Source organism: Micromonospora sp. NBC_00898, from assembly GCF_045207895.1.
Classification (GTDB): Bacteria; Actinomycetota; Actinomycetes; order Mycobacteriales; family Micromonosporaceae; genus Micromonospora.
On the sequence record NZ_CP108775.1, the window covers coordinates 3,743,942 to 3,756,270 of the forward strand.

General features: G+C 66.0%; 8 protein-coding genes and 1 pseudogene. 5 read left to right on the forward strand and 4 right to left on the reverse strand.

What is annotated here, in order from left to right:
* Positions 1-73: 73 nt before the first annotated feature.
* Both OG799_RS18270 and OG799_RS18275 read right to left on the reverse strand, forming a co-directional pair.
* A complete protein-coding gene (locus OG799_RS18270; protein ID WP_406036401.1) occupies positions 74-331 on the reverse strand; it encodes a hypothetical protein in 258 nt (85 codons plus the stop codon).
* A gap of 682 nt (positions 332-1,013) precedes the next feature.
* Positions 1,014-2,261 carry an epoxide hydrolase family protein gene (locus OG799_RS18275; protein ID WP_406036402.1) on the reverse strand — a complete coding sequence of 416 codons (1,248 nt, stop codon included), beginning with the start codon at positions 2,259-2,261 and terminating at the stop codon, positions 1,014-1,016.
* Positions 2,262-3,112: 851 nt separating this feature from the next.
* Here OG799_RS18275 and OG799_RS18280 point away from each other — a divergent pair.
* From OG799_RS18280 to OG799_RS18290, 3 genes and pseudogenes are all read left to right on the forward strand, one after another.
* Positions 3,113-3,307 (forward strand): annotated as a pseudogene (locus tag OG799_RS18280) (glycoside hydrolase family 15 protein); the annotation flags it as partial.
* Between the two features lie 1,076 nt (positions 3,308-4,383).
* A complete protein-coding gene (locus tag OG799_RS18285) occupies positions 4,384-4,965 on the forward strand; it encodes a DUF4396 domain-containing protein (RefSeq protein WP_406046321.1) in 582 nt (193 codons plus the stop codon).
* Between the two features lie 360 nt (positions 4,966-5,325).
* Positions 5,326-5,481, forward strand: coding sequence for a hypothetical protein (locus OG799_RS18290; RefSeq protein ID WP_406036403.1), 156 nt, complete (start codon positions 5,326-5,328; stop codon positions 5,479-5,481).
* 878 nt (positions 5,482-6,359) lie between these two features.
* Here the strand turns inward: OG799_RS18290 and OG799_RS18295 are convergent.
* Both OG799_RS18295 and OG799_RS18300 read right to left on the reverse strand, forming a co-directional pair.
* Complete coding sequence (locus OG799_RS18295) at positions 6,360-7,481, reverse strand: ISAs1 family transposase (protein WP_406036404.1); 1,122 nt, start codon at positions 7,479-7,481, stop codon at positions 6,360-6,362.
* Positions 7,482-7,626: 145 nt separating this feature from the next.
* A complete protein-coding gene (locus OG799_RS18300) occupies positions 7,627-8,412 on the reverse strand; it encodes a serine protease (RefSeq protein WP_406036405.1) in 786 nt (261 codons plus the stop codon).
* A gap of 1,020 nt (positions 8,413-9,432) precedes the next feature.
* Here OG799_RS18300 and OG799_RS18305 point away from each other — a divergent pair.
* On the forward strand, positions 9,433-9,768 hold the full coding sequence (locus OG799_RS18305) for an SDR family NAD(P)-dependent oxidoreductase (protein ID WP_406036406.1): 336 nt from the start codon (positions 9,433-9,435) through the stop codon (positions 9,766-9,768).
* A 430-nt stretch (positions 9,769-10,198) separates the two neighbouring features.
* Complete coding sequence (locus tag OG799_RS18310) at positions 10,199-12,256, forward strand: glycogen debranching N-terminal domain-containing protein (protein WP_406036407.1); 2,058 nt, start codon at positions 10,199-10,201, stop codon at positions 12,254-12,256.
* The last annotated feature ends 73 nt before the right edge of the window (positions 12,257-12,329 follow it).

Sequence of the window (12,329 nt, forward strand, 5' to 3'; positions counted from 1 at the left end):
GCGAGCTCGATTTAGGGCCGGGATTGGCGGCGGAGGCACCCTCATCTGCCGCAGTGAACGCGTCGACTACAAATTACTTGCGCAGATCCCGTCCGTCGGGCTCCATCGACCGCAGCACCTCTATGGGCGCACGGCCGGTTGCCGCAGCCAGAGCAGTGATTGCCCTCGCCGCGAGGGCGGTGAGGTTCAGCGCAAGAGCCAAGCCGTCCTCGTGGACCGCAGCGTCCGTGATGTTGTAGACGTCGGCGTCCTCGTCCGCGAGGTATGCCGCCACACCGCTGACAGCAGCTCGACGCACTTCGTCGCCGGTACGTCGTCGACTTCGTGCCACGGATCGAGTATCCACGAACGACCCGAGCACTCATGAGACGCCCGCTTCTGCCGCGAGTCGCGCGGGCGTCGCGGTCATGTAAAGCATCATCCGAGGTCGCGGTGTCAACCATCAACCGGCGCAGGACAGCCGGCCTGCCGGCGGACTGCCGGCGATGTTGTGCAAAGTTTCTGTGTACGTCTTCAAGGCGGCCCTTGACGGGCCGCACGCGCCGCCGCCTGGGCGCGCGCCGGCCGCTGCCGCTGGCGCTCTGCGGCCGTCACGCATGACGCCCGGCTGCTGGCGCGGACAGCGGGGGCCCGGGCGGGCCGCAGCAGAACGACGGACCGTTGACGGGTGAAGGGTGGGCCGGCAGCCGGCCGGGCCGCGCGGCCACGAGTCCGCGTGGCGTAGGGGAGCGCACGCCGGCCGCGTCGGCGAGCTGACGGTGGTCGCGGGGTTGCGGTTAATGCGCCTCCGGCGGGGGCGCTCCGGCTCCAGGATGGCCGGGGCTCCGTCGGCGGGTCACGGTCCGTGGTGGTTGCGGTAGGCAATCCCGCCTGCCATCGACCAGGGCAAGCCGAGCAGACCACCGCCCGACCCGCCAGCGTCCGAACCTGTGTCAAGGTCCGCTTGACGTGGCGGGCCGGGCGGCAGCCCGCTCCCCAGCAGGGCGGTCGACGGCATACGGGATGGCGCTTAGCTAGCGCAGCGATCGGAACGTCGCGCGGATGTCTTCCGAGAGCAGCTGCGGCTGCTCCCAGGACGCGAAGTGCCCGCCCCTGTCGTGCCGGTTGTAGTGGACGAGGTTGGGGTACGCCCGCTCCGCCCAGCTGCGTGGAACCCGGTAGATCTCGTCGGCGAAGATGCTCACGCCGACCGGGATCGTCACGCCCTTGGCAGCGAAGAAGGGGAGCTTGTTCTCCCAGTACAGCCGCGCCGAGGACACCCCGCTGTTGGTCAGCCAGAAGAGCGTGATGTTGTCCAGGATGTCGTCGCGCGTGAGGTCGCTCGGCTTCTGCAGACGGCCCTCGAGGACCTGCTGAACGATGCCGGGCTGGCCGCTCCCGTCGCCGTGGTCGAGCATGAACGCGGCGAGATCGATGGGTGAGTCCGCCAGGCCGTAGAGCGTCTGCGGGCGCGTCCCCATGATCAGCCCGTACGCCACGTGCGTCCCAAAGAACCTGAGCAGCTGCTGGTACGTGTCCCGCTCCTCGTCGGAGAGACCGTCCGGTGCCGGGCTGCCGGCAAAGGACGCGAGGAAGAGCTCCGGCGGAACCGCGCCGGGCATGTTGGTGTGGATGCCGATCAGCTCCGGTGGCGCCGGCTCGGCGGCCGCCGGGTCGGCGCGGCCGCCGGCCATCGCGTCGACGACGATCGCGCCCCAGTCGCCGCCCTGCGCCACGAACCGTGTGTACCCGAGCCGCTTCATGAGCTCGACGTAGGCCTTCCCGATGTGCACGGGATCCCAGCCGGTCGTGGTCGGCTGGCCGGAGAACCCGTATCCGGGCATCGACGGGATCACGACGTGGAAGGCATCCGACGCGCTCGCGCCGTGCGCCGTCGGATCCGTGAGCGGGCCGATGATCTTCAGCTGCTCGATGATCGACCCGGGCCAGCCGTGGCAGACGACGATCGGGAGCGCGTCCTCGTGCTTCGAACGAACGTGGATGAAGTGGATTTCCAGACCGTCGATCTCGGTGACGAAGTTGGGGAGGGCCTTCAGCCGCGCCTCGCACTTGCGCCAGTCGTAGTCGGTCGCCCAGTAGCGAGCGAGGTCCTGCATGAGCGCGAGCTGCACGCCCTGCGAGTCATCCTTGACGGTCTCTTTGTTCGGCCAGCGCGTGGCTTTGATGCGCGCGCGCAGGTCCTCGAGGTCCGCCTCGGGGACCTCGATCTTGAATGGCCGCACTTCTGCGGCGCCCGTTCGCGCTTCCGTCTTGACGGCCACGCAGGCCTCCCTTCTGCTTTGAACGCATTTGAGGTCGAGCGGGTGGTCTCCGCCCGCCTACCGCAGACAAATGGCATGCCCCGGCGCCTGCCTCCCGAGGGGCACTTTGGAGAAGGCGCTGCCCGAACTTGTGCCGGGTCGGCAGGGGCACGCGGCCCCATCTGCCCAGAGCGTAGGACGCCTTTCCCGTGTCCGGAGCCATACGAGCAATCCCGCACGGCCTTCCGGGACGGGCCAGGCCCGCGCGAGTCATGAGCCCATGACACGGCGGCACGGTAATCCCCAGACGGGGTGGATGACGCAGCCGAAGGCTCCGGGGTGCAGCGCCCAGACCAGCCGCCGGCCCACCGACCGACAGAGAACGGGCCAGGATGACGACTTCGGGTCCGCCGAAGAGGTCACCGAGCAGGAAGCCCTGGTCAGAGGACTGCCGGTGGGATTCGAGTCTCAACTCCCGGGACCCACACCGACGCCAGCACGGCAGGGCCCAGAGCCATGCGTCGATGCGGCAAAACCCTCTTGACTGGTGTAGCGGGCCCCAAGACGACAGCCGGCACCAGCCAGGCGGGGAGCAGCGAACCCTGACCACTTCGGTGTTCCCTGGGAGGTCACGACGATGCGCTCGCCCACATCACCGCAGGTCAAAGCGCTGGCCCCTGCCCGACCTCGGTGAGCACTTCGGACGCGGTGACCACTTCGCCAAGCTGCTCCCAATCTGCACCCACATGCAAGGCCGGGCCATCCAGTGACTCCTTACCGCTTTGACCTGCGCATACTCCCCTGCCAGGCGACATAGAGCGTGATCGAGCCGATCTGAAAGAGCGAGTCGGCCGTCGCCGCGACTCCGGCGTCAGTGCCTGGCCTTGGCCGGCGAGCGTGAACGGGCCATCGCGATGTTCGAAGAGCTCGCCGGACGGGCCAGTGACCTGGGACCCCTCGCCGAGCAAATCGACCCGCGGACCGGCGAGCAGCTGGGCAACTTCCCCCAGGCGTTCTCGCACATCGGCCTGATCGACGCCGCCTGGCGGCTCACCAACACCACGTGACCCCTCCGGATTACGCCTCTGACGTTCAGGTGAGCGGCATCCGGGGATCGGAGGGCTTCACCGGCTGGCGCGGCGCCCAGACCAGGAAGCGCTTCGTGGATCTACATGGAACGTGATCGACACTCCGGTAGTGTTTCGGCGCGGCCAGCGGACCCAACCACGCGGAGGAACGGTGGGCAGGACGCCGAGACGGGCGCTCTGGCACTGAATCCTTCGCGAAAGCTACAGAGGTTCGAAGCGGTGGCCGCCGGTGCGACATCTCGCTCATAGGAGGTAGGCAAAACCCTGGCGGGGCAACCGCGGTTTAAGTCAGCCGTCTCCGCACCAGGCGGCCCAATCAAGACCAGCCTGGTCATCGCCAACGCCACGACCAGATCCTATTTCTGGTAGAGCGGAGGGCACTCGAACCCCTGACCCCCACACTGACAGGGGATCTCTCGAACTTGCCTGACCTGGCCCGGCGCTGACCGGCGGCGAGTCCACCACTTTCCCCGCCAGTCCCCGCCAATCCCCCGAGATCACCTATCGACCTGGCCCGGATCTGGCACGCCGCCGGTCCCCGGCTCGCCTCAACCTCAGGACCATCGGCAGTGCGGCCGCATACGATCTTGTGTGAGGCGAGAAGCAGTGCAGCGATGGCTCATCGTCCGGCTCGGTCGCGGCGGTTGCTGTACTTCGTTGTTGGCAAGCGGGTAGCACAGCTACGTTGACACCGTTTCGATCTTGGAAATTGTGGCGGCTCGCGATCTTCCGTGAACGAAGAGGGGCTGCCACGGTATGCCAGGTTGCGTTCATCTAGCAATCACGAGTGCAGGCACGCCGTTTTTCGCTAACAATCGGATGGTACCTGAAACACTTGGGCGGGTACCTTGGGTCGCTTTCCTCACATGGTGGCCCGAGCTTGTCACATCCGCCGCCACCGGCATTTCATCGGGTGCGTGGAGTGAAAGGAGATGATCATGCAGCCAACATGGCTATTGATGCTCTCGTGGGCCACACTCTTTGTGGGGTTAGTCAGTGCCGTCGTTGTCGTTGTTGACGACTTGGTTCATGGATATCGTCAGCCAGTTAAGGTCATGGAGTTAATCTGGCCGGTCACCGCCCTCTATTTCGGCCCAGCAGCCATCGCGGCTTACAATAAGTGGGGTAAACCCCAGTCTCCCCGGTGGAGGGAGCGGCACGGCAACCCGCCCAAGAGGTCGCGGCGGGCTGCTGTTGTAATCGCAACCTGTCACTGTAGTACCCACTGCACCCTAGGTACCATTATTGCTACGGTGACTATCTTCGGCGTTGGCATCGAGACAGGTGGCCACACGTTGTGGCACGAATACATCGGCGACTATGTAGGCGCAGTGTTTGTAGGCGTCGTATTCCGCTATTCTGCTGAGGCTCACAAAGGTGACCGAAGAGTGTGGACTGCAATAAGGACCTTTGTGAGAGCCGACCTGCTGACCGTGTCCGTCTTCGAGTTCGCCCTACTTATTTGGCTGGCGCTGGTGCATCATCTTGGTTTCCCGGAGGCCCCGAAGCCTAACAATCCGGTGTTTTGGCTCATTGTCCAGATCGGGTTGATCATCGGCTTCTTTGCCGCTTGGCCGGCAACCTCGTGGCTGATCCATCGCGGCGTCAAAGTGGAACCGCGGGGCACGCCTCAGTAAGTAGCAACGCGCCGACACCGTTGGCGTCGATGCACCATGCCCTACCCCCTACCCCCTACCCCCTGCTCACCGGTCACCACCGACTCCGGCGGCCCGAGCAAGCAGGCGCCCTTCACCGCCACGGTCCCAAGGAGGCAGAGCGTCCTGACAACGGCTCCCACTCATGTGCTGCAACCGGACCCGACCTCGACAGGGCCGGCCCACTTCCCTCATCCGGGGCATCCGTGGCCAGGCCAGCAGTGGCAATCAGCGGAACGAGGCCAAACCCTCAGAGCGTTACTCGACGCCACCCACCGGACCAACCGGGATGCTCATGCAACCCTAGGACCACCGGGCTGATCAAGCACCGGAGTCCTTTACATGACCGTCAACGAGCTACGCCACCTGTTCAACATCCTGATCATCGAACCCACCCGCCGCCGCTGCGACCTACTGCTCTGGTCCATCCGCCGGCGCCGTCACCAAGCCCGAGCCGAGACCAGCCACTACACCCGACAAGCCCTCATCGAGCCCTGATCACGATCCCCGGCTGGAGTATTAGCCTTGGCGCGTCGCCCTTCGGCCCTTGTCTTCCAGTTGGCGATCTTCGACTCAAGGAGATCGAGCAGAATCACCAAGCCGGCAACGAATACCAGCAGCTTCCCAGCTCGGCCCACCCACTGCAGTGCCGGACCGACCTGCCATTGCAGTGCGTCGTTGTTGCCGACGAAATCAAGCATGCATACAGACAACCACACGTCAGCAAGCTTCTACCGCTCTCGAACGATGAGATGAATGGCCGGGTTCGGTCGGGACCGCTGCCCTGCGCTCGGCGGACTATCCCGCTAACGGTGTTTCCGGCAATCTTAATCAGTAGGTTTCAGCGGCCGGGAAGCAGCTCGCTGCTCAACCGCCCGTGAAAGGACCCCGGAGCAGCCCGACGAACAGTTTGGAAGCAACTCGACGTAGCCGACGCACCTCACCCACCCCCACACCGCACCAGGTGCAGACGCGGTCATGATGTGCGCAGCGGCGGTCGGACGGGGTTTCTACAAACCGAAACATCGATGACCCGTGTGCACACCGGTCGCCCTGGCCGGGCTTCTGGCTCGAGTCGCGTCGTGCAGAGATGCCCGATGAGTCGTCCGTCAGTGCGATCTCCCGTCGACGTTCGGGCGAGTACCGCGACCGAGCTGCAGGGACAGTGCCACCGCATCGCGGACCCCCCACGTATCGACTAAGTCGTATGCTACAGCTTCTCGGTCCGCCAGCGCTTGGAGGTTCCATGCTCCACGGATTGCTTTCGACAATGCTGGTCGGCTGGATCGGCGCGCTGCTGGCCGAGGTGATCCGGGTCCTTCCATCGATCCGCCAAGGCAAACCCCCGAGGGCAGAGGTAAAGCAAAGTCAGTTGATCATGTTCGGGATGCGGCGAGTAGTGGCAGGATCAGCAGTTTGTTGCCGTGGAGTCGCTCCAGGACCTGTTTGATCTTGGAGTGGCCGGCGAGGCGGATCAGTCCGATGGCGAGGTTGCGGAACAGGGCCATGGTGTGGGCGGCGGCACCGAGCCAGGCATGGCGGTGGTCTTCGGCGAAGAGGACGTCCCGGACCCAGTGGATCTTGTTTTCGATGCCCCAGTGTCGGCGGGTGTAGTCGGCGATTTCTGCGGCTGTGGTGGCCTGGGCGTCCAGGTTGGTGATCCCGTGGACGATGTCCTTGTGCAGGCGTTGGCCGGTCAGGTCGTAGGTGTCGCGGCGGATCCGGAAGACCTGCGCGGCGGCGGGGAACTCGATGCCGGCGGCGTCGGCGGTCCAGATCCGACGCTCGATGATGAGTCCCGAGCGGTGTTCGCGGTGAGTGTGGGCGGCGCTGTCGCTGGTCGCGGCGGGTAGGCGCTGCCAGATCGCCGCGAGGAGGGCGGGTCTGTTGCCCTTGACGGTGAACACGTAACCGGCGCCGCGGTGGTGCAGGTAGGTGGCGGTGTCGGTCGAGGGGTGCGCGGCGTCGGCGGTGATCACCGCGCCGGCGATCTCGACCGGGTCCAGCAACGCTTGGACCTGGGTGACCTCGGTGGTGTCGTCGGGCACCCGGAGTTGAGCGATCACGACGGCGGTGTCGTGGCGCATCGCGGAGAACAGTCTCACGTTGTTGGCGGGGTCGCCGTCGTGGGAGGCCCGTACGGTCTTGCCGTCCAAGGCCAGGCCAGGCCGCCCGCCGTCGGTGGGTGGGATGCGGGTGGCGATCCACTGACACAGCAGGCGGTCGGTGGCGGCGGCGTCGATCGTCTCGGCCACACGGCGCAGGGTGTCCCGACTGGGCGGTATCCGCCGGCCGTGGCGGGGGTCCACGCGGGCGCCCGCGGCGGCCAGCAGCAGCGCGGGCAGCTCGGCGACCCGGTCGGCGGCCTGGCGGAAGTTACGGGCTCCGCAGAGCACCGCCAACGCCAACATGGTCAACGCCGCCGGCAGCCCGTGACGCACTCCCCGAGGCTTGCGTGGGTCGCTGACCTGGGAGAACACCTCGTACAACGCGGTCACGTCGGAAACGTCGATGTCAGCGCCGCTGTCAGTGACGCAAGCGGTCAAGGCATGGGAGACTGCCACGAGCGGCCTTTCTTTGCAGACGATGCTGGCGTAGAGAACCTTCATCATCCACTTAGGAAGGCCGCGTCTTGAACCGGCCTCAGACAGCGAAACCGCCGCTGAGCAGCACGTCCACATGATCACCTGACTTTGCTTTGCCCCTGGCCCGATACGGCAGCTTTTCCGCCACCGTCTGCTGCGCGACCAGCATCTTCCACAACGGCGTGTGCTTTTCCGGAAGGAACAGCCGGGGCTTGCGCGGCTCGAACCGGCCCAGTAAGGCGCGATAGGCATCGAGCCGTTTTTCCAAATCGAGCGCGTCGATGAACCAGGCGGCCTCCTGCTCGGGGACGTAATACTTCAACATGCCGCACACCCGACCTGTCGACAGTTCGACGACCGGCGCCCCACTCATCCCGGGAGCTACGCCGACCTTGGCGTGGGCCTTGACGTAGGGCTCGCTCGGCCCCTGAACCGCCATCCGGACGATATCGGGCCCGAGGTCGGGCTCGGGCGCATGCCGGTTGAACCCGAAGGCCGCGATCGAGGCGTCCTGGTTGTTGCCGTAGTGCAGGAGCAGCGATCGGATCTCGGCCACCGGATGGTCGATGTTGCCGTCAACGCCGATAAAGGCGAGGTCAGGAAGCGGGTAGGAGGCCCGGTCCCGGCCTACCGGTGGAGGCAGTCGTTTAAGGACGGTGCCCGGTACGGGAGGCCTTCCCTGCACTCGGATCTGCACCCGTTCAGTGCCGGCATCCAGCACGTGCGCGCAGGTGAGGAGGATGTTCCGGTCGACGAAGAAGCCTGTGCCTGTCTGCCGTTTAGACCTGATGTGTACGGTTGCCTGCCGTACGTGCTCGACGGCAGCCGTCGCCGGGTAGGACATAGGCCTCCTCGCACATCGCCGGCCGTCCGTAGTGGAATTTATCCCGGGCCGGGTCGTCGGGACGGGCGGCGATTCGACGATTTTGCGGTCGACGCCACCGCACTATCGGCCGAGCACATATCCATCGAACAGTACGGCGCCGGCTCAATCGGCAAGGTCAAACAACCGGTGGGTGGAGGCCAGAAGAGCGCTGACAACGGCTGGGGGCGCCGCGGTTGGTGTCGCCCCTTCCGATCTGTCTGTTGGGGCGCCAGCTCATCGAGACGTGACCGGGGCGTGTGACGCCTTTGGTCTTCCATAAGACGCTGAATCGGCTCCGGCCCGGGAGAACGGAAACCCCAGGTAGAGGCGGGTGCGGTTGGGCTCCATCATGCGCCTGGATGCAGTTCCAAGCCGTTCAGAACGCTCACCTGCTCCCAACCGGGCTCCCCCAGTCCGGGCCCCGCACCTGGCTGCCGTCGGTCATCCGCGGCAGTACTGATCCCGCAGGTCGTTCGCCATCCTGATCATGCGCTGCCGGGCGCAGCCGCATCCATTGTGGCCAAGGCCGGCCTCGGTCAGCGCACCCCCGCCGCTCTCGGCCCGCTCCCACAGCGCACCGGTCGGCGGTAGGAGCCTGTGTGCGCGGGCGACACTTCATCCAGTCCCGCCGACGGCTGCCCCGCCTGGTCCCACTGGCAGGTAATCACCTTCAATCGACGCCCGAGATTCCAGGTCCGACCAGCCAGTCACAGCCACTTTCATCCTGGCGGTGCTGGTCAGAGCGGGGAAAGGGCCGGGCTGCGCGACCGGGCCAGCGCCCATGTAGTAGCGCACGGTGCCCCCACTGACCCCGGTACGCCGAGCGGCCTCGGTGATGCAGGCCCCGCTTGGGGGGCGGAGCGAGTGGGCCGGATACCGGCCGCGACTTGACTTCGAGCACGTGCCAACTCCTAGCGTCGTGGTCATGACTGCTTCAACGCTGCCGAGGACCACGGCCGGCGAGCGCGGCCGGGCCGTTCGTGGGATGAGAGGATCCCGATGAGGGTGCTGGTGACCGGCGGGACGAGCGGACTGGGACTCGCCATGGCCTCCGCCCTCGCCGCGGCCGGGGCGACGGTCGCGCTGACCGGCCGATCCGGCCAGCGTGCGAGCTCGGTCGCCGCCGAACTGCCAGGGGCCGTCGGCATCGGGTTGGACGTGCGAGACGAGTCGTCGGTGACCGGGGCGGTCGACCAAGCGTGGTCGCGGCTCGGCGGCATCGACATGCTGGTGAACAACGCCGGGATCGGCATGCGCACGGTCAATCCGCGCTTCATGACGCAGCCGCGGGGCTTCTGGGAGGTGCCGGTCGGCGGCTTCCGTGCGGTGATCTGAGGTCGTGGAAAAGCATGCCGGGCAGGATCGGTGGGATGCCTCGTTTCGGGTCGCCGGCGATGGCGGGGGTCCAGGCGCGGCGGTTGAAGGGCGAGGCCGGCGAGTTCTCCCCATCGCATGCCGGTGTAGGCGGCGGTCAGGATCATCAGTCCGTCGCACGGGCGGGCTTGACGGGCGACGATGGCGGCGATCTGCTCGGCGGTGGCGTGGGGCCGCTCAGCACGAATGCCTTTGGAGCAGTTTGGGCGCGGCCAGCTCGTTCGGAAGTGCGGCCAGCAGGTGGCCGAGCGGTGGACAGCTTGTCCCGTATCGGACCGGCATTCCGGTTTGGAAAGTCGTGGTGTAACGACATCTGGGAGGGTAACCCACTCGCCAACCAGTGGACTGGTTGACGGCACCGGCGGCTCGTGCGGCCAGAGCGGGGGGAAGCGTGCGACTCGACCAGATCAATATCCTGCAGGGAGACGCCTTCGTTGTAAGCGATCGGCAGGGCGACATCAACCCCGCTCCCAACGTCCCGGACGGGCTGTTCTATCGCGACATGCGGCACCTATCTCGCTGGCAACTGCGCCTCAACGGCCACCAACTCGAGGCGCTGAGCGCGGACAACCTCGAGTACGACGAAGTTGTCTTCTTTCTGATCGAGCCGACCGGAACGATCTACCGGAACCCGTCTCTGTCGGTCACCCGCCGCCGTGAAGTGGCGACTGGCATGCAGGAGCGCATCACGGTCCACAACTTCGGCAACACGCCGGTCGCGTTCGAACTCACGATGATATTTGACGGTGACTTCGCCGACATCTTCGAGGTCAAGGATCAGATGTCGAAAACCGGCCATCTGTACCGCCGTCGGCGCGACGGCGGGATCACGTTGGGCTACAGCCGCGGCGACTTCTGCCGCGAAACGCACATTGACGCCCCCGGTGCCTTCGTCACCGAAGAATCGCTCACCTTCCGATACGAGCTACCACCGGGAGAAGAGTGGGGCACCGACATCCAGATCCGGATTGGGGTCGAAGTGGACATGGCGCTAAAGCGCCACCACCACTCTCCGGACATGCCTTACAGCATTCGAGAATGGCTGGACGCGTCACCCATCCTGGACACGGATTGGGACGACCTGATGCACATCTACCACCGCAGCCTTCTCGACCTTGCCGCGCTGAGGTTCTACCCCTTCGCTGGAGATCAATCATCTCTGCCCGCCGCCGGGCTGCCCTGGTTCATGGCGGTGTTCGGCCGCGACAGCCTCCTGGTCAGCTATCAGATGCTGCCATTCCACCCCGAACTTGCCTATACGACGCTGCGGGCACTCGCCGAGCGGCAGGCGATCCATGAGGACGACCATCGCGATGCCGAACCAGGGAAGATCCTGCACGAACTGCGCCACGGGGAACTGGCCCATTTCGGCGAACGTCCGCAGTCCCCGTACTTCGGCGCCGCTGACACCACCCCGCTGTTCCTGATCGTCCTGGACGAGTACGAACGGTGGACCGGTGACAGGAAGACCGTCCGAGACCTCGAGCCCGCGGCCCGCTCGGCGTTGCGGTGGCTGGAGACGTACGGCGATCTCGACCACGACGGCTACATCGAATACCAGACTCGCAACCCGCGCAGCGGTCTCGTCAACCAATGCTGGAAGGATTCCTGGAACGCCGTCGTCCACCCCGACGGCAGCCTCGCCAAGCTTCCCCGGGCCACCTGCGAGATTCAGGGCTATGCCTACGACGCGCGCCGCCGAACGGCGCGGCTCGCGCGGGAGATTTGGAACGACCCCGACCTCGCCGAGCGCCTGGAACGCGACGCCGAGGAACTCTATCGCCGGTTCAACACCGACTTTTGGCTACCCGACCTCGGCTATTACGCGCTCGCGTTGGACGGGGACAAGAAGCCGGTGACCACATTGACTTCTAACATCGGACACCTGCTGTGGAGCGGGATCGTGCCGCCCGAACGCGTTGACGCGCTCGCCGCGCTGCTCTGCGGACCCCGGATGTTCACCGGATGGGGCGTGCGCACGCTCGCTGACGAGCAGCCAGCCTACAACCCGCTTGAGTACCACAACGGCACCGTCTGGCCGCACGACACCGCGATCGCAGCAGCGGGGCTCGCCCGGTACGGACACCGCGACGAAGCCAACCAACTCGCGATGGGGCTGTTGCAGGCCGCCCATCATCTGCACCACCGACTGCCTGAGGCACTCGCAGGCTACCCACGAAAGAACACCCTGGTGCCCGTGCTCTACCCCACCGCCTGCTCCCCGCAGGCGTGGGCCGCTGGCGCACCGATGATGCTGCTCCGCACGATGCTCGGCATCGATCCGGAGCCCGACACCCTGGCCGTGCGCCCACATCTACCTACGGATCTCCGCCGCCTGGCACTGCACGGAGTGCGCTTCCGCGGCACCCGGGTCGAGGCCCTCGCGGGCACCGCCGCACACGATCTAGATCGAATGAAGCCGATACCGGGCGCCCGCGAGCTTCAGTGAAGAACACAGCACTCGCGATCGAGATCACCGTTGGACGGCAGCTGCCGCCTGTACATCCTTGCCCCTGAAATCG

Excerpts from the sequence above, each read along its gene's own strand:
- OG799_RS18290 (WP_406036403.1), top strand. The coding sequence starts at position 5,326 with ATGACCGTCAACGAGCTACGCCACCTGTTCAACATCCTGATCATCGAA.
- OG799_RS18285 (WP_406046321.1), top strand. The coding sequence starts at position 4,384 with ATGGAGTTAATCTGGCCGGTCACCGCCCTCTATTTCGGCCCAGCAGCC.
- OG799_RS18305 (WP_406036406.1), top strand. The coding sequence starts at position 9,433 with ATGAGGGTGCTGGTGACCGGCGGGACGAGCGGACTGGGACTCGCCATG.
- OG799_RS18300 (WP_406036405.1), bottom strand. The coding sequence starts at position 8,412 with ATGTCCTACCCGGCGACGGCTGCCGTCGAGCACGTACGGCAGGCAACC.